Source organism: Rothia sp. HMSC058E10 (genome assembly GCF_001809415.1).
GTDB lineage: Bacteria > Actinomycetota > Actinomycetes > Actinomycetales > Micrococcaceae > Rothia > Rothia dentocariosa.
This window is the reverse complement of the sequence record NZ_KV797630.1, coordinates 54397-79459: the sequence shown is the minus strand read 5'-3', so window position 1 is coordinate 79459 and position 25063 is coordinate 54397. Positions and strand designations below refer to the sequence as shown.

General features: G+C 53.0%; 18 protein-coding genes and 1 riboswitch. Of the genes, 10 read left to right on the top strand and 8 right to left on the bottom strand.

Translation table 11 applies throughout. The annotated features are described in order from the left end of the window. Positions 1-104: 104 nt before the first annotated feature. Entirely contained in the window at positions 105-2426 is a 2322-nt protein-coding gene (gene metE, locus HMPREF2609_RS06045; RefSeq protein WP_070449884.1) for a 5-methyltetrahydropteroyltriglutamate--homocysteine S-methyltransferase, read from the bottom strand. A 42-nt stretch (positions 2427-2468) separates the two neighbouring features. After that, a complete protein-coding gene (locus HMPREF2609_RS06040; RefSeq protein ID WP_070535723.1) occupies positions 2469-3380 on the bottom strand; it encodes a methylenetetrahydrofolate reductase in 912 nt (303 codons plus the stop codon). 77 nt (positions 3381-3457) lie between these two features. Further along, positions 3458-3566, bottom strand: a riboswitch (SAM riboswitch). Positions 3567-4042: 476 nt separating this feature from the next. Between HMPREF2609_RS06040 and HMPREF2609_RS06035 the strand changes: the two genes are divergently transcribed. Both HMPREF2609_RS06035 and HMPREF2609_RS06030 read left to right on the top strand, forming a co-directional pair. Further along, positions 4043-5044, top strand: a complete 1002-nt coding sequence (locus HMPREF2609_RS06035) for an aldo/keto reductase (RefSeq protein WP_070535720.1) — start codon at positions 4043-4045, stop codon at positions 5042-5044. Positions 5045-5152: 108 nt separating this feature from the next. After that, a complete protein-coding gene (locus HMPREF2609_RS06030; protein ID WP_070535717.1) occupies positions 5153-6634 on the top strand; it encodes a sugar porter family MFS transporter in 1482 nt (493 codons plus the stop codon). Between the two features lie 96 nt (positions 6635-6730). Here HMPREF2609_RS06030 and HMPREF2609_RS06025 read toward each other — a convergent pair whose 3' ends face one another. After that, positions 6731-6856, bottom strand: coding sequence for an antitoxin PHD (locus HMPREF2609_RS06025; RefSeq protein WP_070535714.1), 126 nt, complete (start codon positions 6854-6856; stop codon positions 6731-6733). A 130-nt stretch (positions 6857-6986) separates the two neighbouring features. Then, the gene (locus HMPREF2609_RS06020; RefSeq protein WP_155983685.1) at positions 6987-7115 is read right to left on the bottom strand and encodes a cell division protein FtsL; all 129 of its coding nucleotides are present in this window, start codon (positions 7113-7115) and stop codon (positions 6987-6989) included. Positions 7116-7481: 366 nt separating this feature from the next. Between HMPREF2609_RS06020 and HMPREF2609_RS06015 the strand changes: the two genes are divergently transcribed. The 6 genes from HMPREF2609_RS06015 to HMPREF2609_RS05995 all read left to right on the top strand — a co-directional run bounded on the left by HMPREF2609_RS06015 (position 7482) and on the right by HMPREF2609_RS05995 (position 19771). After that, a complete protein-coding gene (locus HMPREF2609_RS06015; RefSeq protein ID WP_070535711.1) occupies positions 7482-8678 on the top strand; it encodes a cytochrome P450 in 1197 nt (398 codons plus the stop codon). A gap of 1929 nt (positions 8679-10607) precedes the next feature. Next, a complete protein-coding gene (locus HMPREF2609_RS10940) occupies positions 10608-10760 on the top strand; it encodes a hypothetical protein (protein WP_168162155.1) in 153 nt (50 codons plus the stop codon). Between the two features lie 336 nt (positions 10761-11096). Continuing rightward, positions 11097-13262 (top strand): peptidase domain-containing ABC transporter, encoded by a 2166-nt coding sequence (locus tag HMPREF2609_RS06010; RefSeq protein WP_070535709.1) that lies wholly within the window; start codon positions 11097-11099, stop codon positions 13260-13262. Between the two features lie 1010 nt (positions 13263-14272). Further along, a complete protein-coding gene (locus HMPREF2609_RS06005) occupies positions 14273-14473 on the top strand; it encodes a hypothetical protein (protein WP_013398297.1) in 201 nt (66 codons plus the stop codon). 41 nt (positions 14474-14514) lie between these two features. Then, positions 14515-17556: a type 2 lanthipeptide synthetase LanM gene (lanM, locus tag HMPREF2609_RS06000; RefSeq protein WP_070535707.1), complete on the top strand. Its 3042-nt coding sequence runs from the start codon at positions 14515-14517 to the stop codon at positions 17554-17556. Position 17557: 1 nt separating this feature from the next. Continuing rightward, complete coding sequence (locus tag HMPREF2609_RS05995) at positions 17558-19771, top strand: peptidase domain-containing ABC transporter (protein WP_070535705.1); 2214 nt, start codon at positions 17558-17560, stop codon at positions 19769-19771. 128 nt (positions 19772-19899) lie between these two features. Here HMPREF2609_RS05995 and HMPREF2609_RS05990 read toward each other — a convergent pair whose 3' ends face one another. Together HMPREF2609_RS05990 and HMPREF2609_RS05985 are read right to left on the bottom strand one after the other, a co-directional pair. Beyond that, positions 19900-20406: an LURP-one-related/scramblase family protein gene (locus tag HMPREF2609_RS05990; protein ID WP_070535702.1), complete on the bottom strand. Its 507-nt coding sequence runs from the start codon at positions 20404-20406 to the stop codon at positions 19900-19902. Between the two features lie 40 nt (positions 20407-20446). Then, positions 20447-20674 carry a hypothetical protein gene (locus HMPREF2609_RS05985; RefSeq protein WP_070535699.1) on the bottom strand — a complete coding sequence of 76 codons (228 nt, stop codon included), beginning with the start codon at positions 20672-20674 and terminating at the stop codon, positions 20447-20449. 469 nt (positions 20675-21143) lie between these two features. On the opposite strand from HMPREF2609_RS05985, the gene HMPREF2609_RS05980 reads away from it, so the two are divergent. After that, positions 21144-21926 (top strand): YiiX/YebB-like N1pC/P60 family cysteine hydrolase, encoded by a 783-nt coding sequence (locus tag HMPREF2609_RS05980; protein WP_070535696.1) that lies wholly within the window; start codon positions 21144-21146, stop codon positions 21924-21926. 29 nt (positions 21927-21955) lie between these two features. After that, on the top strand, positions 21956-23182 hold the full coding sequence (locus HMPREF2609_RS05975) for a hypothetical protein (RefSeq protein WP_246825598.1): 1227 nt from the start codon (positions 21956-21958) through the stop codon (positions 23180-23182). A 131-nt stretch (positions 23183-23313) separates the two neighbouring features. Here the strand turns inward: HMPREF2609_RS05975 and HMPREF2609_RS05970 are convergent, their stop codons facing one another. Continuing rightward, positions 23314-24054, bottom strand: coding sequence for a lytic transglycosylase domain-containing protein (locus tag HMPREF2609_RS05970; RefSeq protein WP_070535692.1), 741 nt, complete (start codon positions 24052-24054; stop codon positions 23314-23316). A 145-nt stretch (positions 24055-24199) separates the two neighbouring features. After that, complete coding sequence (locus tag HMPREF2609_RS05965) at positions 24200-24943, bottom strand: peptidoglycan-binding protein (RefSeq protein WP_070535690.1); 744 nt, start codon at positions 24941-24943, stop codon at positions 24200-24202. Between the last annotated feature and the right edge of the window lie 120 nt (positions 24944-25063).

The window sequence follows — 25063 nt, the reverse complement described above, 5'->3', positions numbered from 1 at the left end:
CCGATAAGGTAGGAAAATCCTACCTGCTCGCGGAATTATTGTGATTGTTTAAGCCTGTAATTAAGGCACTTTATAGGGGTAGGGGAGAGGCTCCGCGCCAGAGACTACAGGCTCGCCCGAACCTTCTTCGCTGCGGCCACCACGTTCTCCAGCGTCCTCTTCGTCTCCTCGTAGTCGCGGGTCTTCAAACCGCAATCCGGGTTAACCCACAGGTCAGAGATGGTTCCGTACCCAATCGCGGCACGGATCAGCTCCTCAACCTCGGACTGCGAAGGCACACGCGGCGAGTGAATATCCCACACGCCCGGGCCCAGCCCCGAAACATAGCTTTCGGGAATATCCGCCAGCAGCTCCATATGCGAGCGCGCCGCCTCAATACTGGTCACATCCGCATTCAGGGCATTAATCGAATCAATAATCTCGTTGAACTCCGAGTAGCACAGGTGGGTGTGAACCTGAGTTTTATCCTCGACCGCGCTCGTCGCCAGGCGGAACGCATTCACCGACCACTTCAGGTACGCGGGCTGCTCGTCACGGCGCAGCGGCAGAAGCTCACGCAGTGCCGGTTCATCCACCTGAATAATGCGGATGCCCGCCTCTTCCAAATCGGCGATTTCGTCGGCGAGCGCCAATGCAACCTGATTCGCGGTTTCCTCGCGCGGCTGGTCATCACGCACGAACGACCAAGCCAGAATAGTCACCGGACCGGTCAGCATGCCCTTAACGGGACGATCGGTGAGCGACTGGGCGTAGGAAATCCAGGGCACGGTCACGGCCTCGCCGCGCAGCCCTTCACCTGAGCGTTTCACATCGCCGAACAGCACCGACGGGCGGGTGCAGCGTGAACCATAGGACTGCACCCAGCCGTGCTTAGTCGTGGCGAAACCATCGAAGTTTTCGGCGAAGTACTGCACCATGTCGTTACGTTCGGCCTCACCGTGCACGAGCACATCCAGGCCCAAATCTTCCTGGAGTTTAATAACGGAGGCGATCTCTTCACGCAGGAACTCGTCAAGTTGCTGCTGCGTGATTTTACCGGCACGCGCCTCTGCACGGTGGCGGCGAATATCGCCGGTCTGCGGGAACGAACCAATGGTTGTGGTCGGCAGCTTCGGCAGATTCAGATCGGCTTGGGCATCCCGGCGGATCTTCAGTTCGGGACGCTCAAAATCCTGCGGTTTCACGGATGCGGCACGCTCGCGGATTGCGGCATTATGCTTACGCGGGTCCGCCGTGAAACGTGCCAGCGCTTCGTCGGCGGTCTTCAACTCTGCTTCAACCGCAGACTCACCGTCGGCAAGACCGCGGGCAAGAGTCACGACCTCGGCGACTTTCTGGTCGGCAAAAGCCAGACCGTCTACGGGCACATCGGCGGGGTCTTCAAGGTCGAGATCGTGCGGCACATGCTGCAGCGAGGTTGAGGACGCAACCGCCACCGCGCCGCCGTTAATGTTCTGGAGCGCGTGCAGGAGCGCTCGCAGGTCGGCACGCCAAATATTGCGCCCGTTAATGGCACCCGCCACCAGGGTTACGCCGGAGTCTTTGAAGGCGGTCAGCGCCTCGGCATCGTAGAGGGTGGAAACCAGGTCGAGATGCAGCGCCTCAATACCGGTGTCTAACAGCGCGGGCAGGTTCTCGCGCAGATTGCCGTAGGGGCTTGTCACCAGGATTGCGGGACGGTTCGTTTCGGCTGCCAACGCGGTGTAAGTTTTACGCGCCAATTCGGCGATTTTGGCGTTGGGAATGTCGCGGTCCACGGTCAGGCCGGGTTCGTCGAGCTGCACCCACTGCACGCCGCGTGCCGCCAGCTCGGCGAGCACCTGCTGGTAGGCTTTCACGAAATCGTCCAGGCGATCCAGCGGTGTGAACCCTTCGGGCGAACCCTGTTCGGCTTTTGCCCCGAGAAGCAGGGTGAGCGGGCCGACCAGCTGCGGGCGCACCGTCACCCCATGTTCCTTGGCGACTTCAAGCTGCTCGTCAATAGCCTCAAGATTCAGCTTGATCTCGGTATCCGGACCGATCTCGGGCACCAAGTAGTGGTAGTTCGTATCGAACCATTTCGTCATCTCCAGCGGAGGCAGCGTCTCGGTGCCGCGCGCTAGAGCAAAGTACCCGGGCAGATCGAGCAGGCCGCGCGCATCCTTGGCGTCGGCAAGACGCTTGGGCACGAGGGTGAAAAGGCGCACGGCATCGAGCACCTGATCGTAGTACGAGAAAGTCGCCGGGATAGACGAATCGGTTACGCTAAGACCGCGCTCGATCACACGGTCATAGTAGGTGCGCTGCACATCTGCGGCCGCCTGGTGCAGTTCATCCTGCGTGATTTTGCCTTTCCAGAACGCTTCCTGTGCCTTCTTCAGCTCACGGAAACGGCCCACGCGGGGGTAACCGACGATGGTTGCTGCGGGGAATGGGGTGCGGGTCATCCTAGTTCCTTACTGTGGGAGGGTGTCAAATAAAAGGGGAGTTTAGAGGTATTGAAGATCGCTTAGGGGGAGTTTGAAACGGTTCGAGTAGCGCGGAACGTCGAGTTCTTCGAGGACGTCCAGCACAGCCTCATGCTCGTTAAATGTGAAGAAATGCAGGCCGGGGGCGCCAGCATCAAGCACCTTGCGACATTGGTCGAGTGCATGTTCCACGCCGATGCGGTGCATCTCGCGCGGCTCACTCGCGGTTTCCAGGCGATGCGCCAGCTTGCGCGGTACTTCAAGCCCGGCAAGCTCGCACAGCTTCGTCAGCCGAGTCAGCGAGGTAACGGGCATAATACCGGGGATAATGGGCATCTCCACCCCGGCAAGGCGCGCAGCATCCACCAACCCCGAATAGCGCTCGGTCTCAAAGAAAACCTGGGTGATGGCGAAATCCGCCCCGGCACGCTGCTTTGAAAGCAGAATCTCAATGTCTTGAAGAAGCGAGGAAGACTCGGGGTGCTTATGCGGGTATGCCGCAACCCCAATCGATACCTTCCCCGCGGCAAGATGCGCGAAATCCTCACGTTCCACCCTGCGAATCAGCTCCACCAGGTAACGGGCAAAAGGCAGCTCAAGCGAGCGCGTGTTTTCGGGTGGAATATCGCCGCGCAGCGCCAAGAACCCGCGTACTCCAAGCCCCAGAATCAGACGAACCGAGCGTTCCAAATCGGCCACGGAATGCCCCACGCAGATTAGATGTGCCAGCGGGTTCAGCGATGTTTCATGTACCAGGTGATCGAGCAGAGCCAACGTCTTTTGGCGGCGCTGCGCATCGCCCGAATAGGTGACGGAAACGTAATCCGGGTTGGTTTGCTCAAGCTCGGTAATGGTTTTGAGCAGGGAATCGCAGCTTGCGTGCGACCGTGGCGGATACAGCTCGTAAGAAAGAGCCGGGTGAACTGTCGTCATTTTCATTCCTCCGTGTTCACCCGATAGAAGCGTGCCCGAAGGTACGCCGAATCTTAGCAAGACGCGAAGGGAATTCACTTCTATCGGTTCTGGCGGGAGCACCTTGTCCGTCCACCCAATGGGTGGAGGCTGGCGAGGTTGCTGCGACGTCTAAGAGCCAGATCTCTCGGTCGCTCTGGATAGATAACGTTCCTATTCTAGGCAGGATGCGCGGTGTCAGCAAGAATATGTCAACACATGTCGTCGAGCGGTCATAACCGCTTAATATTGTGGGATGCGGCGAAACAATACGTCATACGGGCTCGCGGAGGTGCGGATCGGCGAATTGAAACCTCCACCTGATTTGGCCGCAAGTTCAGCCGCGAGCAGATAATATTTCGACGAGCAGATAGCGGAATGTTATCTGCTCATCACAAAACTATCTGCTCGCGGGAGAAGGCATTCTACAAGGAAAAAACCGGGTATTGTTCTGAGAAAACATGTCGTGTAAACTATGTGCAAGAGTCCCCCGACCGCCTCTACCCGTGAGTCTGCAGGTTCACAGGATATGCGCATATGTCGGGGCCCTTCTTTATCTGCTTCCGGTCTTACTCTAGGGAGTTGCAGAGCGCCGTGAACGTCATGTTGCGACCACATACTGTCAAACACGGTAGAGTAAATGTATGGAACGCATCGAATCTCCCGCATATGCACGCCTGGGTAACTCCGGGCTGGTCGTGCCCTCCGTCGGAATCGGCTGCAACAACCTGGGACGCCCCGGCACCCCCACTCAAACTCAGGAAGGCACCAATGCCGTTATCGCCGCCGCAGTCGAGGCGGGCATCGGCTTCTTCGATATTGCCGACCTGTACGGTGCCGAACCCGGGCTTTCAGAAACCATGTTCGGTACCGCGATGCGCAAACTCAACCTCAACCGCGATGACCTGATCATCGTCACCAAATTCGGGCTCCCTACTGGTACCCTCAACGGCAACGACTGGGATGCACGCGGCTCACGCCGATACATCATGCGTGCCGTCGAAGGTTCACTGCGCCGCCTGGGAACCGAGTACATTGACCTGTATTTCTACCACAGCCCCGACCCGAACACCCCGCTGGAAGAGACCCTGTCTGCGCTCGACACGCTCGTGACCAGCGGAAAGGTGCGTTACCTGGGGCACTCCAACTTTGCGGGGTGGCAGCTTGCCCACGCCGAGCACCTCGCCCGCGAACTCGGCACTGAGCGGTTTATCGCCGCCGAAAACCACTACAACCTGCTGGACCGCCGTGCCGAACTCGAAATTCTTCCCGCCGCCCGCCACTTCGGGCTCGGGGTTCTCCCGTATTTCCCGCTCGCCAACGGGCTTTTGACCGGAAAATACCGCCGCGACAGCATCCCTGCAGGGTCACGTCTGTCGCACTCCAAAGCGCAGGTACTCGCGCAAGCCGATTGGGAACAACTCGATGCCTACCACGAATTTTGTGCCGATCTGGGGATCTCTGAGGTTCAAGCCTCCATCTCTTGGCTCAAACAGCAGAATCCCGTCGCCAGCGTGATCGCCGGGGCAACCGCCCCCGAACAAGTACACGCAAACGCGCAGGCCGCAAGCGTGCGTTTCAACGATGACGAACTGGTGCGGCTCAACGAGATTTTCCCGGCGCCCGAAAGCATCGCGCTTTTCTGAGCAGCCGTGAATATAGCCAGCTGGAAATATAACTAATCCGGAATATACCCAAGCCAGCAAGCGTTTAAAGACTGTGCGGTCTCTCAACCTGTGCCGTACAAGACCCGCATGAAAGATAAAAATACCCGCATGAGCATCACCACCGAGCCGCCGAACCGCGCCAGTGCACTACCCCCGCTCGGGCAGGGCGCGCACACCCGCCGTCTAGGGGTTATCGCGCTGGTGGCAACCTTCGGTGGGCTCCTCTTCGGGTACGATACCGGCGTTATCAACGGCGCCCTCGACCCCATGAGTCGCGAACTCGGCATGGACAACACCATTCAAGGCTGGGTCACAGGCTCCCTCGCCTTCGCTGCCGCCCTCGGAGCCATGGTCACCGGGCGCATCTCAGATGCCATCGGACGACGCAGAACCATCATCGGACTCTCAATCCTCTTCATCGCGGGCGCGCTCGCATGCGTCTTCACTCCCAGCATTGCTGTACTGTTGATGGGTCGTACGATGCTCGGGCTCGCTGTGGGAGGCGCATCCGCAGTCGTACCCGTATTCCTCGCCGAACTTGCACCCTACGAAATTCGCGGCTCACTCTCCGGGCGTAACGAACTCATGGTCGTCGGAGGGCAGCTAGCCGCATTCATCGTGAATGCCATCATCGGCAACCTCTGGGGCGAACACGATAGCGTATGGCGGTGGATGTTCGCCGTCTGCGCCCTGCCTGCGCTCGCGCTTTTCATCGGTATGCTGCGCATGCCCGAATCCCCACGCTGGCTTATCGCGCAGGGGCGCACCGAGGATGCGCGCGCTATTATGCGGCGCATCCGCCCCGCCGAACGTGCTGATGCCGAAATTGCGGACATTGCGCGTTCACTTGAGGAAACGCGCATCCAAATCGGCACGGAGACTAGGGGTAGCACGGGTAAAATCCTGCGTGAAAAATGGTTTGTGCGGATTTTGCTGGTCGGTATTTTGGTGGGTGCCGGGCAGCAGCTCACCGGTATTAACTCCATCATGTACTACGGCATTAAGGTGCTCAAAGAAGCTGGGTTTGACGAGGGCTCGGCGCTCATTGCGAATATCGCGCCGGGCGCTATCGCCGTGGTCGGCTCAATCTTTTCGCTGCGCATGATGGAACGCGTGAACCGCCGCACGATGGTGATCGCTGGGTATTCGCTGACCGCGTTTTTCCACCTGCTGATCGGGGTAGCGTCTATGCTCCTGCCGGAGGGTAGCCCTGCGCGTCCTTATATTATTCTGGCGCTTGTGGTCGGGTTTGTGGGGTCGATGCAGACCTGCCTGAACGTTTCGACGTGGGTGCTGATGAGCGAGCTGTTCCCGCTTCGGGTGCGGGCGGTAGGCATGGGTCTTTCCGCATTTTGCGGCTGGATGATGAACGGCATGCTGTCCCTCGTATTCCCGGTCATTCTGGGTGCGCTGGGGCTGACCGGCTCATTCTTCGGGTTCATGGTGGTGAACGTGCTAATCGCCGTGCTCATGTGGCGTAACCTGCCCGAGACCCGCGGCAAAACCCTGGAAGACGTGGAGGCGGGCGTTATCTCAGGCGCCGCCTATCCGTTTGCGGCTACTCGGTAGACGGCACCCCTCTTAGCTCGCGAGCAGGTAGGATTTTCCGATCTGCTTGTACCGAAAACCACCTGCTCACGGATAAATAAGACCGCTGGATGCGGTTTACGGATTCTGTTTTAGGAAGTCTTCAAGAGAGATGCGATAACCATCATCTTTGGCACGGGCTTTACGCAGAGTCTCAATATCAAGTAGCTCTTCGTATTCTTCTACGGGGTCTAGACCAGTCATATGTCCTACTCAAGGTGATGTTATTGATAGAGAATGCTTGTGTTAGTCTTAACATATCTTCGCAAAGTTACCTGCGTACAGCGGAAGACTCAGCAGCGGTAACTACTGAGCCTTCCTGGTAGGTAGAGCACTACTTCAGAAGCTTAATGAGGCTTGAAGCAAAGCTCATGATGTACGAGACGGCCTGAGCAGCTCCATCGGTAAGGGCAAAACTTACCAAGAGCGCTTGGGCCGTTTCTACGTAGTCGTAGAAAGACATCGTATCCCACCGCCTTTCCGCCCTGGGAATCTCCACAGGATATTCTTCGCAAAGTGGCTGTGGGATTACCCTGCAGAAAGGGCATTTCTAACTTTACTGTACGCATATGTTAAATCTGCAAACGTGCGGTATATGATCGTCTTACGGGAGTAAACCGGCGATAGCTCTAGGCTTTGCAGCCCCACCCAGCAAAGGCATCCCTATCCTGCGAGGGCGAGGGATAAGTGATAGTGTCAAAGATGTTATAACTATCCTTCGGTTGTGGTGCCGTCGCGCGATATTCCCGCTGCCGAATCCACGGATAGCGCACGGTCGCGCATACTTGACGGCGCCCGCATACCTGTGACTTCTAGAAGGCAGAAAGTCGTGACAGACAACGTAAAAAATGATTGGGATTTGCGCAGCGAGAAGGTTCAGAAGAACCAGGTGGCCGCTTATGACGAGATGCGCCGCCGCTGTCCCGTAGCGCACGACGAGTTCATGGGCTACTCCGTGTTCAAGAACGCTGATGTGCAGCATGTGCTCGATCATCCCGAAATTTACTCGAATGTCGTCTCGACGAGGCATATTGCCGTGCCGAACGGTATGGATGCGCCCGAACACACAACGTTCCGTGCCGTGAACGACAAATACTTCACGCCCGAGCGCCTGAGGGAGTTTGAGCCGAAAATTCGTGAGGTCGTCAAGAACCTGGTGGCCGATCTGCCGCGCGGTACCGAGGTTAATGTGATGGATGGGTTCGCGCAGGCTTATGCGATGCGCATTCAAAATGCGTTCATGGGCTGGCCTGCGAGCCTTGAGAAGCCGCTGATCGAGTGGATTGAGAAGAACCGCGAGGCTACGCTGCGCCGCGACCGCGAGCAGATCGGCAAGGTCGCCCTTGAGTTTGACACCTATATTCGTGAGCTTCTGGATGCGCGCCGCGAGCAGGCTGCCGCCGGGAACCCGCAGGATGTGACCGCCGAGCTGTTGACCGACACCGTGCAGCTGCCCGGTCAGGAGCCGCGCACCATGACTGATGAAGAGATTGTGAGCCTGATTCGTAACTGGACGGTGGGGGAGCTTTCGACCGTTTCGGCGTGCGCCGGGATTATCGTGAACTTTTTGGCGCGCAACCCGCAGGAGCAAGCGCGGCTGCGTGACTCACTGGGGGAGGGGCATGCGGAGATCGCCGCCGCGGTTGAGGAGATTATGCGCCTTGAAGACCCGCTGGTGACGAACCGCCGCGTGACTACCGAGGATACCGTGTTGGGTGGGCGTACTATTCCGGCTAATTCGCGGGTGACGATTAACTGGTCGAGTGCCAACCGTGACGAAGACGCGTTCGAGGATGCGCTCACCTATAACCCGCATCGTGACCAGTCCCGCAACCTGGTGTATGGCGATGGTATTCACGTCTGCCCGGGTGCACCGCTGGCCCGATTGGAGCTGCGCCTGCTCATGGAAGAGCTGCTGAAGGCGACCGAGAGTATTGTTCCTGGTGACGAGTCGGATGCCCCCGCCACCGAGAACGCGACCTACCCGATCTCGGGCTACTCGACGGTCCGGGTGGTGTTTGGGTAGAAGTGGTTGCCATGGATCTGAGAGGTAGGTGGATAGGGTATGTTGATGCAATACGCCCACTGAACTCTAAGAACCTCACAAGGCTATGACCATCATAGATGTAGCCGCCAAGACTACTGAGGTAATAAGGGTAGAATGCGGTGCACCAGAAAGAAGTGGGCGTCTACAGCAACGACCAGAAACAGGAAGCTAACGGAAAGTCCGCGTCACAACGATTCTAGCTTGCTGACAATGATTAGCGTTAATATGCCCGGGACCGTAAGGTGATCTAAAGCTATGCGGAAAATAACGCTACTACCCTTTTTCATGTCACTGCTCATGAGAGTATCTTTATCGTACATATAACTACTCTCGACACTAATCTGGCCGCTGAGAGTAGCAGGTGGCTAAAAATTTCAGGTGTACCTCGCGCGTGGTATCGCACACTATAGAATGGTGGTTATAGATGTGGGCAATGAAAATCGCATAAACTATAAGTCCAACCGTTGTTAAAACCACAGTAAGAGTAGCGTTTACTTTTTGAGACGTTTATAAATTCCATATACTTCGAAAACGCAACCTACTATTAGAAAAAACCAAAATCCCTCAGTGGAATTTACGCAATAAGCTACTATAGCGAAAATAAACATAATTGCGCCCAACAGCATATATAATGTAAAGTCCTTCATGACTACCACCTTTCTCCAATAACTTTACGTAACAATAACTGATTTTATCTTGCAAATCTTTGGTGACTTTATATCGTGTTTTACAGAAAATCGTAAAACATATTATAGAGAATTTCAAGAGGGGTTCATTGGCGGGGTACCCCCCCCGTGTTTGTGAACACTGAATGCCTACCTTCAGATACTCAATACTCACGGTCAGAAAGGAAATAGAAATCCGTATGAGTATGATTAGTATAGCGTGGAACTTTTCAAGAGGTGATCATAATCCGCACAAGTGTACCAGCGGTTATCGGCATGAAGTTATTCATCTAGCTCATGATGTAAAGTCGGCCAATCACTAAGTTGCTGCCAAACCCATCTCAATGAGCAGGCTTAAAGGTGATGCGAAAAAGTATCATAAGGGTCAAATTTCTGCCTCTAGTGAGTACAAAATAGCAGAATGAGCCCAAGTTACGCCGACAGAACTGTCAGCCGGTTTTTTGGGAAAAGCAGCTCGTCTCCTTCACTTCCAAACAACGACCATAGGGAAATGAATTTGTGTACATGAGTAGAAGGATTTTCTCAAATAGTCTATGACTCGACAACCGGGAAACGTTGTTGTTCTTGCCTGTAATTACTGTGCGTGAAGGTGCCCCTATTCGTACGAAAACAACTGCTTAACATGGCATCTAGAAAACTAACAAGGTGAGCTAAATGTGTGCCACTTATGAAGAATTATCTATCTATAGATGTTAAAGTTTATTGAATTTTACATTATTCTCAATAAATTTATATGATGCATCTAAGATAATTTAATAATTTCGTTATTAAAATAGTGGATGCGACACGATGCGGGACAAATTTTTTAAAAATATTTTTCGGGGCTCTCCACTATGTACACACTGTTTGTTTTTCAGTCATTCAAACACTGTTATTAATTTTTGAATGCATGCCCACAATTTTCGATTTCATCCTGATATATCGGCTTAAATGACGATTTCAAACATCATGCAATACACTTTATATATGAAGTAGACTTATGGAATATATTCATTTAGAATAGTTTAAATTAATTAAAATCCCTCTTGAATTCATCCTTCTAGGGTTGTTAGGTTTAACCCATCAGCAAAGTTTGGAGTTGGTGAAGCTTCTAATTAATAGCTGATAGGTTAGTAGGGCGTTTTTATGAATGTTGTCTATATGTATCCAGTTTGCAAGAACTGATGATACTTCTATAGGGGACATATAGCCTTAAAATTTTGAAAAATTAGGAGGAAAACTTATGCTCAAGGATAATGTTCTTCTGGAAGAGCTCACTGAACAGGAGATTGTTGAGGTTAACGGTGCAGGGAAAAAATCTGATCCTGCTAAGTGCTCCAAAGCTGGACCTATTACTGGTGTTCCTTTCTGGCTGTGGTACTCAACCTGTTTTTAATTCTTGACATCAATTCATTAATAATTAGTTACAATAAATAAAGTTACTATAGGGTAATAGGGTTATTGTCTCTAATTTATGAGGTAGCGATTCCTTGCAGATGGTAACATAACAAATTATGTGTTGTTTCTTGAGTTGATTGTCTGGAAGGGATCGCTACTTCGTCTATATATCAATCTATACATATTCGAAATATGTACGTTATAATCATATTTGTTTCATTTTATTATAAAAGTACTTGCTGGTCTATATTTATGGTGTGTGCTAGGAATATTCGATTAATTATTATGTGTATTAATATAAATATATTAGTTCTAAGCAAATTGAGGTATGTGTATGGTATTCCCAGTTGTGATTCAGGCTACCCAAACAGAATGTGGGTTGGGTGTTAGTGCTTCTATACTTCAGAAATATGGTCGCTATCAAACTATTTCTGATTTGAGGATGCTCGTGGAGCCTGGGCGTGAAGGCCTCAATTTAGCCCAAGTACGTAATCTTTTGAAATCCGAAGGTATGGAGGTTGGCGCCTATAAGGCAGGATCTTTGGAACAACTGCGGAATATTGGGAAACCCGTTATTCTACACTGGGATAATTCCCACTATGTGGTGCTAGTGCGTATCCGCAGAGATCGTGTGCAGATTATGGATCCTGCGCTCGGGAATCGAATTATAAGCTTGGAAGAAGCAGAAAGATCCTTCTCTGGCAGCGTGTTGATACCAACTCCACGGGAGGGTTTCGAGAGAAAATCCCGGAACGTTTTCAAAGACTGGCAGATAGGTACTTTTCTGACGAAACAGTTGTTTGGTCAGTATGCTCTTTTCATTGGCTTATTCGCCCTCACCTATGGTGCGACCTTTGCTGTGCCTGTGGTGATTCAGCACGTGGTGGATGCCCAGCTTAATGGCGAGGAAAATATAGTGGTTGGAATAACCACTAGCGTAATTGTAGGGATTTCGGGTTACTACCTGGTTTCTATCGCACGTGCTGCAACTCTCGCGAGTATCGTCTCTAATGTGGGTCTCAAACTCTCAGGAAACCTATTCGGTAGGCTTATTAAACTGCCTCTGACCTACTTCGCTCTTCGTTCTCCCGGCGATATTCTCTACCGGCTGGCGAGTATCAACATGCTTCGGGATTTCCTTGCCTCAAAGATGACCGAGTTTGTCATTAACATTGGCACAATCTTCGTCATTCTCACTTTTATCGCTCAACAGTCCGGCGTGGTTTTGTCCATGACCTGTGTAGTTCTTGCCATATTGATTATTGTGTGGATTTTGACGGCGCGACCCACCTCCCAGGCTCTTGACAATGAATATGCGCAGGCCTCAGAGACTCAGGTGATTGAGCTGGATGCCATTAACACCGTAGCGACAATGAAGATGACCGGTTCGGCGACCTCGACCTTTGGTAAGTGGCGTGAGACGTATCTACGGTCGTTGGCGTCGATGCGCCGTCGCATGGTGCTGCAGCAAGGTGTGTTGGGTTCTGCCGCAGCCGTTGTGCAGCTGGGTGGTCCCTTGATTCTCCTGTTGGCTTCAATACCGCTCATCAACAATAGAACATTGACCCTGGGGCAAGCTATCGCTACTGAGAGTATTTCTGCTCTACTGTTTTCATCGGTATCCGCCATGATATTTGGCGTTATGGATATTGCCGCTGTAGATCGTGCAATTACACGTATTGCAGATATTCAACGATACGAACCCGAACAGGATGAGGGAACCGTCACGGACGTGATTGATAGCGATATTGAACTAGAGGATGTCAGTTTCACGTATCCGGGTGGTATGGCTCCGGTCCTCTCGGAGGTGTCTCTAACGGTGCCGGAGGAGCAGGACATCGCGATCGTCGGTTCCTCCGGGTCTGGTAAGAGCACGCTTGCTATGTTGTTGTGCTCGCTGTACAGCCCAGTTTCGGGTGCTATTCGTGTGGGCGGAATCGATATTCGTGATTACTCGCTGGACGCTCTGCGTTCCCATATTGGGTATGTGCCGCAGCAGCTGCAAACTAGGACGGGCAGCCTGTACGATAACCTCACTGCAGGTCTAGATGATGGGCGTAGCCGTGAGGAGATCGAAGCCAATATCTACGCTATGGGCATCTTGGATTTTGTGAAGGATTTACCACTGGGGTTCGACACGATTATGGCCAACGGGGGCGAGAACTTCTCGGGTGGTCAACGTCAACGCATCGCGATTGCTACGGCTCTGCTGCGGTATCCACGGATATTGGTGTTGGATGAAGCGACCAGTGCTCTAGATACCACAACCGAACGGCAGGTGACGGAACTTATCGCGCAGTATCAGTGCACGAAGGTTGTGGTGGCGCATAGGCTTTCGACAATTCGCAATGCCCAGCAGATCGTGGTGATGGAACACGGATGCGTGATGCAGGTTGGCTCCCATGAGGAGTTGATCTCGGTGGAAGGTCGGTACCGGGATTTGTACTATCAAGAAGAGAAAAGCAGCCACGAGGAGTACACCTCACCAATAGCCGCATAGACGATCTCTTATAGTCGAACCCCACCCGCGTTTGGGAAAGTCGTTATGGATATGCGTGGCGGCTTGCACGAGTAAATAATCTGAGCCGTATCGTAACCGAAAAACGTGGATGCTGTCGCACAGGCGTGCTGCCTGGGCGACAGCATCCAAATTGTTTGGTGCTTCTTCAAAAACCAGCGCGGCAAGTTCTCTGTAAACCAGCATAATATTTCACCCATAAAGTTTAAATTTCTAAGCAACAATACTCAGATTTCTCGGGAATTTTTAATGGTTTTGTTATCTTAAAAATGATACCAAACCGTTACAAAAACTTTTTCAAAATTATTTTTCTAATATAAAAACAAAAGTTACTGTAAATAATAAAATACTTTCCAAGCGCTTTATTTTCTGAGTAAACCAACCCGATCCCTTGAAATTACAGCTCAAACTCGTAATGATTATTGTTTTGAATAAGGTTTAAAATACTTGATATCAATATTATTTACCATTTTAAAGAGTGCACGATAAATTTTTGACCCCTAGAGTACATCTTGAAACACGTTTATCAAGTTGTTACTGTAGAGTCACCGATTTCAATAGAGAGAAAACCGACTCTGATAAGGACTTTTGTTCCATGACCTTGCCGCATGATGAGAATAGAAGATATATCTCACCACCCCTATATGTCGCAGCCCGCGACGAAAGTTCATAGTCAATGGAGATGTGAGGCTTTTGTTGCTTGGCACCTGTAGCACACGCGGCATCCCCACATAATTCAGATGACATAGCTCTGGAAGTCTGTGTCTAATAGCTATGTTTGTAGTGCTACAGAAAATAAGTAACAAATTTTACAAACTTCCTTTCCTTGAGGCGTTAGTGCGTCGTAAGGAAGGGTAGTGGGTTCCAGGTGAATACTGTGGAAAAGCAAACACCTGGAACCCAGTCAGAGAATAGTTTGATGTCTTCAGCATCAAACTAAACACCGATAATACTATTCCTGAACGGATCAGGAATATTTAAGGAGGATAACCATGGCTAAGGATATCACGCTCCTGGAAGAGATCTCGGACCTCGACCTGGACCAGGTTAACGGCAGCGGTCACGGTGGCGGCGGCTACAGCGCTGGCGGCGGCTACAGCGGTGGCGGCAACGGCGGCGGCGGCAACTACTGCGGTAACGGCTGCGGCAACTACAACTTCGGCTTTGGCTTCTGGGGCGGCAGCTCTTCCTAAGTCCGGGGAATAAGTAAATACGATAGATAAGGAGATACCAGGTGTTAATCAGGGAACTTCTTCCTGAACTGGATGATGAGCAATTCCGACGCCTAGAAACATACGTATCTAGCACTTCGTTGTTAGAACGTTTGGGTACCGCATCCAATACTCCCGACTCCGAGTCTATCGTACGGTTGTCGGCTCCGGTGCTCAAAGCACTGGGGCCGACGGCCGAGCCCTCCATGTTTCACGCGCTCATCGCCCAGCTCGCCGAGGGTGAGCGTGACAATGTTGAACGTGCTGTTGCCGCATCGGGCTACGCCGCACCGTCGCGGCTTCCCCTCCTGGTTAGTCAGTTTTTGGAGAACCTGACCGCGCGTTTGACTAATTTCTACCTCAGACCGCTGGTTGCGCACATCAAAAAGATCTCTTCGCAGGGTCTTTTGCATGGCGATACCCCCGAAGAGCGGTATGAAGACTACTGCCGGCGTTGGGGCGAAGAATTTAGTGATGATTTTTATGCAAGCTACCCGCTTCTGCCCGGCGTTCACGGCAGGACTATTGAGCAGTTTCATGCGATGATTGCCGAAATTTTTGAGCGTGTGAGCGCTCATGAAGATGATATTCGCGAGCTTCTTAACGTCAAAGATGGCGAACCCCTCAAACTCGAATCCTTCGGTCTGCCCAGAACCCGTTACGGTGGTGGACGCGCCGGTTGCCTTCTCGAATTCACCCAGGGCATGGTGGTCTACAAATCCCGCAATGTTGAAGGTGAATGGGTCTTCTGGAAAATCGTTCAAGACCTCGCCGCGCAGGGGGCGCCTTCGATGCGTGCTGCTCGCGTGATTCGGGGTGACGGCTATGGCTTCATGGAGTTTATTAAACGTGAAGACGCAGACTTTTATGCCGAAGATTTCCTTGGAGCCTGCGGACGGCTGGCGGCTTTGCTCTACACCCTGCAGGCTAAAGACCTGCACGCTAAGAATCTGATACCCCTGCGCACGGAACCCGTTCCGATTGACCTTGAAACGATCCTCCACCCCGTACATATTTTGACGGAGGATATTCAGAGTCCTCCCGAAGGCAGCGTTTACCTGCGCTGGCTGCGCGGAATAGCATGCAGCGCATTTCTGCCCACCCGCCGCACACGCCGCGATATCTCGCTAGGGTTCCGCGACGTAGGCTTCCTGCACGGCGAACAGGGGACGAACCCCTTCCACGAGGTAACCGTCGCAAATCCCTTCCGTGACGATGCCGTGGCTCGTATCAACCGTGAACCCAGCCCAGAGAACCCGACTACGGAAGACACAGATCGCGCCGAAGAAGCTAACGCCAGCACCCCGGAGGAGCGGCGTATCTCTGAGGCAGCCCGCGCCCGCGCCTTCGAACGCGGATTCACGCAGATGTACCGGTGGGTCTGCGAGCACCGCGAAATCATGACCGAAATAGTTCGCACAAATTGCTCCGGGCTGACGCTGCGTGCTCTGCTGCAATCCACCAGGTTCTACACCCGAATTCTCAAAATGCTCAGCAGCCCCGAAGCACTAGCCTCCGAAGAAGTTTTCGCCACAATCGCGCTGCGTGCCGCAACGCTGAGCAATAACCGCCCCCTTGAGATGATCGGGGCCGAAGTAGAAGCCCTCTGGCGGTTCGACATTCCCTTCTTCATACATCGCACGGATGGCTCCGAGATCATATCTTTCGACGGGCATGCCATAGGACTGACCATCGACAGCAGCGCGCTCGATGAAACCCTGGAACATATTGCCGCCCTCGACGAAGCAAACCTTGAAGAGCAGATTCAACAGATCTGGTCAGCCTTCGTATCACCCTACCCGCCGGATCGCATACTCGCGGACGCATCGGCAGAGCTACTGTCAAACAGGCAGAGTGTGCAGCATGAACGAGAACTCTGCGAGAGTATTGCCGACCGGCTAACAGCGACGAACCACCCGGGCGGCAGAGAGGAAGACGCCTGGACCTGGCTGGCGCCCACCCCTGGACTATGGCAGCAGCACCTTAGCGTATGGAACACCGAAGTCCTCGGCATAGACCTCTACACCGGCTCAACCGGGGCTGCACTCGCCCTCACCCAGGCCGCGCGGATGCTCGAAAAACCGGAATACACGCAGACGGCCCGCCGGGTACTAGACCCCATCGCGCAAGACGTCTTCGCTGACAGGCTTTTCAGCATTCCCCCCGAAACCTGCGACGGCATATCCTGCGGCGAAACAGGCATCGCCTTCGTACTCGCCGCTGCCGCAGAAAACCTTCAGGATACCCGTTTTGCTGAGGCAGCCGTCAAGGTTGGCGACCGCACCGCCGCGCGCCTGGCGCAGGTTGAGCATCCTATGCCCGGATACCTGGATCATCAGGTAGGGGCTGCCGCCCTGCTCCTGGGTTATAACCTCGCCACCGATCGCGCGGCTCTGCTGGCGGTATTAGACAGGCATGCCCAAGACATTATCGCCGGTATGGCAGAAGAAAACTGGTGGCACCGCAGCGGATTCGCCTACGGAATCAGTGGATCAATCTTCGCGCTGGCCCGCTGGAACCGCCAGATGCCCTCACCCGAACGCGCTCGCGAAGCCGTCGAAATTCTTCTGCGCCGCCTCAACGACTTCAACACCGGGGACGAATGGCGGGCCCAGCTCACCGAGCATGACAGCGGCGAAGAGCATGCCAGCGGCACTTGGTGCTCCGGCAGCGCGGGTATTGCCCTCGCGTTCGCGGCACTGCACCTGTGGATGCCCGAACTCGCCAGCCGCACCGACCTCGACCGCGCGGTACAGCATGCGTTCCGCACCGGCACCCGAAGCAACCTCACCCTATGCCACGGCGACTTCGGCACCCTGGATGTGCTCGCCTGGATAGCCGACCGAATCCCCGACGTACCGTGTGCAGAGGCTATCCGGGATGCCATCGAGAACGGTTACAGCGCATCGGATATTCGGGCAGTCCTCGACGATAAATCCGTGCGCTACTCGCTGACTCCCTCGTTTATGGTCGGTACCTCCGGCGTGCTGTCTTGGCTGGCTCGCCGGGCAGAGAATACTCGCCCGTACAGCCCTCTTATCCCCGAGCCGTTCGAGGTTCGATAGTATGGGTTTTCCAGCTGTTCTTCAGGCGGCGAAGACCGAATGCGGGCTGGGCGTGGGGGCGTCCGTCCTGCAGCACTACGGGCGCTATCAGACTATTTCAGACCTTCGCCTGATTGCCGAACCCGGTCGTGAGGGCCTCTCGATGCGCCAAGTGCGCGACCTTCTCGTCGAGGAAGGTATGGAGGTCAAAGCCTTCAGGGCGCCCTCTCTCGAACATCTTCGAGATATTGGCAAGCCGGTCATTCTGCACTGGAACAATTCCCATTACGTGGTGTTGGTGCGCATCCGTAAGGATCGCGTGCATATTATGGACCCCTCCACGGGAATGAGGGTGATGGACCTTCAGGAGGCTGAAGAGTCGTTCTCCGGCAGTATTCTGGTGCCGTCCCCGCGGAGCGATTTCAAAAAGAAATCCCGCAGTGTCTTTCAAGATTGGCAGCTGGGCACCTTCTTCACGAAGAAAATGTTCGGCCAGTACGCGTTGTTCCTGCTGCTTCTCATCATCACCTATAGCGTTACCTTCGCCGTGCCCATGGTGATCCAAACCGTGGTGGATGCGCAGCTCAGGGGTGCAAGAAACACCGTCGTGGAAACAACGGTCGGCGTGGTAGTCGGTGTTATTGGCTACTACCTGGTTTCCATTGCGCGCGCCGCAACGCTGGCGAGTATCGTCTCGTCCATCGGATATAAGCTCTTGGGCAATATGTTCGACAGGCTGTTGAGGCTGCCGCTGACCTATTTCGCGCTGCGTTCCCCGGGCGATATTCTCTACCGCCTTTCAAGCGTGAACACGCTGCGCAACTTCCTGTCTACAAGCCTGACCGAGTTCGTAATCAACATCGGCACGATGATCGTAATTCTCATCTTTATTGCCCAGCAATCGAGCCAGGTTTTGATAATCACCTTCGTGGTTCTTGCTGTGCTGATGCTGATCTGGTTCGTCACGGCGCGCCCCACCTCCCAGGCGCTCGACGCCGAGTATGCGCACGCCTCCGAAGCGCAGGTGGTTGAGCTTGACGCTATCAACACCATTGCAGCCATGAAGATGACGGGTTCCTCAACGCCCACCTATAACACCTGGCGCGAAGCCTATATGCAGTCGTTGGCATCGATGCGCCGCCGTATGGTGCTGCAGCAGGGTGTGCTCGGGTCTGCCGCATCCGTGGTGCAGTTGGGCGGTCCTCTGATTCTGTTGTTGGCGTCGATACCGCTGGTGAATGATGGAACGCTCACGCTCGGTCAGGCTATTGCGACCGAGGGTATTTCTGCGCTGCTGTTTTCGTCGGTCGCTTCGACGATGTTCGGCATTATGAGCATTATCGCGGTGGATCGCGCGGTTGCGCGTATCGTGGATATTCAGCGCTATGAACCGGAGAAGAGCACGGGATCTGTCACCGATATTGCTGATGGTGACCTTGACCTTGAGAACGTGAATTTTACGTATCCGGGCGGTAATAAGCCTGTGCTGACGGATATCTCGCTGCGCGTGCCGGAGGGCCACGATGTTGCTCTCGTGGGTTCGTCAGGTTCGGGCAAGAGTACCTTGGCTAAGCTGTTGTGTTCGTTGTACAGCCCGGTTTCTGGCACGATTCGTGTGGGCGGAATCGATGTTAAAGATTATTCTTTGGACGAGCTGCGTTCCCATATTGGGTATGTGCCGCAGCAGCTGCAAACCAGGTCGGGAAGTCTCTACGATAACCTCACGGCGGGGCTGGATGACGGGCGCAGCCGTGAAGAAATCGAGGAGAGTATTCTCGCGATGGGCATCCTGGATTTTGTGAAGGATTTGCCGATGGGCTTCGATACGATCATGGCGAGCGGCGGCGAGAACTTCTCGGGCGGTCAACGCCAGCGCATCGCGATTGTCACGGCTCTGCTGCGGTACCCGCGCATTTTGGTGTTGGATGAAGCGACCAGCGCGCTCGATACCGCGACTGAGCGGCAGGTGACGGAGCTGATTGCGCAGTATCAGTGTACGAAGGTTGTGGTGGCGCATAGGCTTTCAACGGTGCGCAATGCTGAGAATATCGTGGTCATGGAGGATGGGCGCATTATTCAGAGCGGACGCCACGATGACCTGATGATGGTTGAGGGACGTTACCGGGAGCTTTATTCTCAGGAAGAGCAGAGCAGCCAGGCGGGGTACATTTGGGCGCAGTGGCCCCCCACGAAGGTTTCTCGCCACGGCTTCGGTTTGGGAATGTTCACCTCGTAGCTCACGACTCTGTTGGATGCGCGGTGCACGTGGGCGTTCTGCGCGAGTGTTTCAACGGCACTGGTAGAACTGGAAGCGATTGCCCATCATCTCCTCTTGTGTGAACGTCCTGCAAGGGGCGTGCTGGACTATCCTGTGACTACTACAAAGCCGCGCCTGCCGCCGATGTAGTGGGAGAGCACCATGAAAGCAGCCAGAACAAGCTCTTGGAGATTATCATCGAGAATTTCGAGGGCGTAGTTGTATTTCAGAACAAAACCCGGGCGAGTAATTTTGGCGATGATCTTATCTTCCTGGGTTATCGTGAATTTGCCGGATCCGCTGCTTCCTTCCAGGAGGAATTCTGCATCGGCTGTTTTAATGCTGATGCTTGGGTGGAAAGGTTTCCACTCTAGCCTTTCTAGAGAGGCGCTGCTTCCGTCAGCGAAGTCTGCGGTGTAGTGGTGTTTGGCGTCTGGTACACGGCTGACCGTGATGACTTTTTCCTCGGTATCTGCCTTAGTGAAGACGACGCTATTCCTGCCGAGACGAAGCCTGCCGTCGGTTTCGTAAATGGTGTGGCGGCGGTTGGAGTCTAGGATATCGTAGCGGTATTCGGGGTATGCCATCTTTGATTTGGCGTAGAAAGTAGTCATGGGTTGTGTCTTTTCGTAGAAAAATTAGTGGTCCTGGAATTTATTTTTTCTGTGCGGAAGATTTCTTGTGTTCACGGTACATCATCCAGAACCCGCAGACGATAAGAACCGCGCCGATAATAAAAGAAGTCGTGAGATCGAGCGGTAATATACGACCGTCACCAATACGGGATAGCGTTAAAACAAAAGTTGCTAGGGCAAAGACCCAGAGCGAAGACGGAATCTCTTTACGTTTTGACTGTTTATCCGGGTGATCATTATGCGCCATGTTTGCTCTTCTCACAGGTTGCCGACTAGGGGTTATGACATGTTGAGAGAATACGCTCACTAAAACATTATACTGTTCAAATTTATAGAGAGCAAGAACTTTATGCATCATTTACGTTCATTGCTGTGCATAAAATATGTTCATTTATCGACTGTTTATAAAGACTGTTTGTACGTGTATTCAGTGGCTGATTGTCTTTATATGCGTGCTAGGTAGGGGTCGTCTGAGGGGGCTATCTCTAATAGGTAACCCTCTGTGATATTTATTTTTAATGTTTACCCTGAAAAACTTTATCAAAATGTTATCTCATAGGTAATTTACGTTGCTCGTAGAAGATGTTAGCGTAAGAAGCATAGTAAAAGTTGAATATAGTTCACTTATATTTAAATATAGTATGTAGGTGATAAATACATTATTAAATTCCTTTTGTTTTCAGTGCTTGGTTGCTCTAGTATGTGAAGGGAAAGAAATGAAACACGGTAATAATGCTTTAATTTTTTCGTCTGCTGTCGTTCTAGTTCTATCGGGGGTCACACCTCCCGTGTACGCAGGAACTACAGAATCTCAAGATTTTGACGAGATTGTCTCTAGCGCCGGTTTGGATTCCTCCCAGGAACGTGACCGTGCCTTGATCAAGCAGGGCCTTGAAAAGGCGGCGCAAGAACGAAATATCAGCTACGATGCTGCGGTATCACAGGTGGCTCAAGAGTCACGAGAGCATGTTCAGACTGGTGACAGCTCGGGTGATAGTGGTGGTGCTTTGGTACCTCAGATTGTGAGCAGTAGTTCCGATGGAGGCGGCCACAAAGTTTCTATGGGGCGAGCACGGCACAGGGGAGATGTTTTTTACTCTTCCAATAGCACAATAGGCGTTGAACATGGTCATAATGGTATTTATGTTTCTCAAAATGAATACGTAGAGGCTACTACACCTAATGTACGTCGTGTAGACTCTGGGTCTGAAGATGCGCCAGCTCCTGCTTATAAGTATTATGTGGGCGATGACGACGACAGTTCTGAGAAAGATAAAGCTGCTGCTTTTGCCGAGCAACAGGTTGGTAAAGGATACAACTGGGTGTTTTTCACCAATAAGTCGGTAAACTCAGACAACTATAACTGCTCGCAGTTAGTGTGGGCTTCGTATAAGAGCGCAGACTCCAACATAGACCTTGATGCCGATGGTGGACCAGGCGTATACCCGAAAGATATCGCCGATTCTCCAATGACTCATGAGTACGAAACTAGGGAGTAGGCCTTCATATGCGGACTAGGGAAAAGATAATGGCAGCTTATCCGGGTGTAAGGTTTACCGTCCTTGGAGTGCTGCTCACATTATGTCTTACGACGTGTGGCACGCCGAAGGCGCAAGAATCTAAGAGTCCGGAAGAATCGTTGAAGAATAGCGCCCTAGCGGTCTCCGTTGCTGGTGACTACCGAGAAAGCAAGGACCCGGGAGGGGGTGTGGGCTTCTACGATCCGCACACCAACTCGTGGACTAAGCTGTCAAACGAAGGATCTCAGACCTCAGAAATTGACTACTATAACAACAAGCTTTATTTCGGGGATAAAAAGAAGGACTATATTTTAGGAGACTCACTGCAAGGTTACGACAGGAACTACGAGTCTGTTTATAACGAGGAGGTATGGGGACTGGATAATGGTGGATTTATCGCAACCAAAAATATTGGCTATACCGAAGATAAAACCTCCTATATTTATAAAATAGTCACCCATGATGGGCAGAATACCGAAGTTCACACCTCGAATCGTAGTATTAAGAACCCTGCACGGTGCGCTAATGGCAGTGTATGGACTGTCAATAATGAATCACACAATTCTCTTGGGCAGAAGCAGAAAGAGAACCAAGGCGATACAAAAGATAAAAACGAACCGACTAAACTGATTCGCCTATACCCTAACTTTTCCGATGATCCTGTAACCGAGCATACGTTTTCTCTTCCCAATGAAGGAATCGATGGCATCACGTGTGTTGGGAATAAAGTCGTTATCATACGGGATACCTATCCTCCCGGAAGCGACCCACAGAGGAGCAGCTCAAAAGATGTTACGGGTTCCGTTCTTGAGGTATTTGATACAGATACCAGTCAGGCACATGAAGTTCCTATAAGCGGCGACCATGCAGTGCGTGTGAACAATGACATGTGGCAGTCGAAGGAGGGGCATTACCATGCAATCGGTCGCGAAATATGGTGGCAGTCGGGCGATGGGACTATTATTTCTACAGATGTAGAAACCGGAAAAAATACCCGCCATTTCACCCTTAAAGACTATAAGAGGTCGAAAGATCAGGGTCTCTTTTATTGGTCTGATAAATATCTCTACAACATAAACTCAACGGACAATAAGGATACTCTGCGCATATACAGCCTGCATGAGAATAAGCTGATTAAAGAAAAAGAACTCCCCGACATGAAGGCTATCCTGTCGAAGCATCAATTTACGTATGCCATGGTGGTCACAAACGAGGAAGAGCTTCTCAAGCTATAAAAATAAGAAGGCTTATCCATAGGGTCTGTGAGTCCCAGAAAACCTGCCTTCGCGCGCCGCAGGTACTTTAGCCTAAGCCTGCTGGGCGGCGGAATTCTTCCGCAAAATCTATGAATAAAACTCTTGCGGTTTTAGCATTCCTTAGACCCGGCGCGCGAAGACGGCACTACGGCATGCATGGAGCCTGCGGCGAGAGCATCCGGCGCGGTAGAGTCTTGCGTGGAAGCCTGAGCTTCAATGCGCACAATCTGCGACTGTTTAAACCTGTGGTCCGGAGTGCAGGTCAGCTTATATTTTGTTTCGGAAAGATCGCGGATCTTCTGCACATAGTTCTGTGTTTCGGGGAAGGGCGGAATGCCCTTGTACTTTTCGACCGCGCCGGGGCCAGCGTTGTACCCGGCAAGCGCCAGATCAAGCACCTCGTCGTCATTATGGGCGTATTTGCCCAGCCGTTTCTTGAGCGATTCCAGGTAGCGGCCCTGCGCATCAATCGAATTGTGCGGATCGAGGATATCGCCGCCGTTACCCCAATCCTTCCAAGCCTCATCGGTGAACTGAGCTACGCCTCGGGCACCCGCGCTCGAAGCCGCATTAATGCGCCAGTGGCTCTCAGTTTCAAGCTGCGCCGCGATCACACCCGGGCGGATATTCGCTGTCTGCCCGGCCTTGCGGAGATCCTCGTGCACCTCTTCCGGCGCATAGGTCAAATCGGTCATACCGCAGTAGTCGTCGTAGGTGGCGGCGAGCCCCACCACACCCGTACCCAGGAGCAGCGCAGAGGCAATAATCTGCCAATGCGCCAGCGCCCCGGCGGTCACTTTCGTGAAGATATTCTTGCCGGATGCGGTCTTGAGTGAGCTCTTCTTCGCCATTCCTCTAGCCTAGCACCCCAGCAAGCCCGACTGGCGCGGTTTTCACGGACCGGAAAGTAAAATTCCCGTCTCCATATCGTCCCTTGATCTAAGCGCTAGTATCCGCACAGGAACGAAGAGCCAGGCAAGAACCGACAGGCAGAACCTACCGAGCCTCAATACCGTCGGGGAGGTCATCGCTGGTGAGATAGTAGCCGTTGGGCCAGATAACGCTCCAGGTGACGGCTCCGCTACCGCCTTGATCCCCCGAAGAACGCGCAACCGCGCGAACAACAAATACGCTCTGTGGCTTATCCATACCCGGAATCTTGACCTTAGCTTCGCGGTAATCCCGCACCTGAATATAGGTGCCGGGTTCGGGGTAGAGCCATTTACGCGCGTACTGCTCCGCCTCCTGCATGGTCTTCAGGCGTACCTTGGAATAGTCGAACGTGCAGTTAACTTCGCCGTCTGCCACCTGCTGGTAGGAGACGTCCTCCGGGCATGTAGGTTCTTTCCCCGGGGATGCGCTGGCAGACCCACTGGCGCTGGGGGCGGCGCTTGTAGCATCGGCTTTATGCTGTTCCTGCCCAGCGTCAGATGAAGTGCTCGGCGACGGTTTGGCAGTATTCGTTGCGGAGGGCGAAGCAGATTCCGAGGGCGAATCCTGCGCCCCCTGCGACTGCTGCGGCTGTTCCGGCGCGGGTGCCGCCTGCGCGCTCTGCTCAGAAACCTGCGGGGTCTGTACCGGGGCGCTCGATACCGGCGCGGAACTTGTGGATACGCTAGGTGTCGCCGTTCTGCCGGGCGTAGCCTCGTTCCTCTGCGTACCTTTATAAAGCAGGAACATCAGGGTCAAGAACGCTACAATCGCTAGTGCTATGAGAGCGTATTTACGAAATTTTGCCACGGAGTCAACCTCGCCATCGGTGTAAGCACTGAGGGTTTTTCTTTAATGGTATCCGTGGAAACTATAAATATGTAGGGGTTTTCCCTTCCGGTATAAATACAGGGTTTTGCGGTGGGTGAC

Excerpts from the sequence above, each read along its gene's own strand:
- HMPREF2609_RS05970 (WP_070535692.1), bottom strand. The coding sequence starts at position 24,054 with ATGGCGAAGAAGAGCTCACTCAAGACCGCATCCGGCAAGAATATCTTC.
- HMPREF2609_RS06025 (WP_070535714.1), bottom strand. The coding sequence starts at position 6,856 with ATGACTGGTCTAGACCCCGTAGAAGAATACGAAGAGCTACTTGATATT.
- HMPREF2609_RS05990 (WP_070535702.1), bottom strand. The coding sequence starts at position 20,406 with ATGACTACTTTCTACGCCAAATCAAAGATGGCATACCCCGAATACCGC.
- HMPREF2609_RS06040 (WP_070535723.1), bottom strand. The coding sequence starts at position 3,380 with ATGACGACAGTTCACCCGGCTCTTTCTTACGAGCTGTATCCGCCACGG.
- HMPREF2609_RS05995 (WP_070535705.1), top strand. The coding sequence starts at position 17,558 with ATGGGTTTTCCAGCTGTTCTTCAGGCGGCGAAGACCGAATGCGGGCTG.
- HMPREF2609_RS06020 (WP_155983685.1), bottom strand. The coding sequence starts at position 7,115 with ATGTCTTTCTACGACTACGTAGAAACGGCCCAAGCGCTCTTGGTAAGT.
- HMPREF2609_RS05985 (WP_070535699.1), bottom strand. The coding sequence starts at position 20,674 with ATGGCGCATAATGATCACCCGGATAAACAGTCAAAACGTAAAGAGATT.
- HMPREF2609_RS06005 (WP_013398297.1), top strand. The coding sequence starts at position 14,273 with ATGGCTAAGGATATCACGCTCCTGGAAGAGATCTCGGACCTCGACCTG.
- HMPREF2609_RS10940 (WP_168162155.1), top strand. The coding sequence starts at position 10,608 with ATGCTCAAGGATAATGTTCTTCTGGAAGAGCTCACTGAACAGGAGATT.
- HMPREF2609_RS06035 (WP_070535720.1), top strand. The coding sequence starts at position 4,043 with ATGGAACGCATCGAATCTCCCGCATATGCACGCCTGGGTAACTCCGGG.
- HMPREF2609_RS06010 (WP_070535709.1), top strand. The coding sequence starts at position 11,097 with ATGGTATTCCCAGTTGTGATTCAGGCTACCCAAACAGAATGTGGGTTG.
- HMPREF2609_RS05975 (WP_246825598.1), top strand. The coding sequence starts at position 21,956 with ATGGCAGCTTATCCGGGTGTAAGGTTTACCGTCCTTGGAGTGCTGCTC.
- HMPREF2609_RS05980 (WP_070535696.1), top strand. The coding sequence starts at position 21,144 with ATGAAACACGGTAATAATGCTTTAATTTTTTCGTCTGCTGTCGTTCTA.
- HMPREF2609_RS06030 (WP_070535717.1), top strand. The coding sequence starts at position 5,153 with ATGAAAGATAAAAATACCCGCATGAGCATCACCACCGAGCCGCCGAAC.
- metE (WP_070449884.1), bottom strand. The coding sequence starts at position 2,426 with ATGACCCGCACCCCATTCCCCGCAGCAACCATCGTCGGTTACCCCCGC.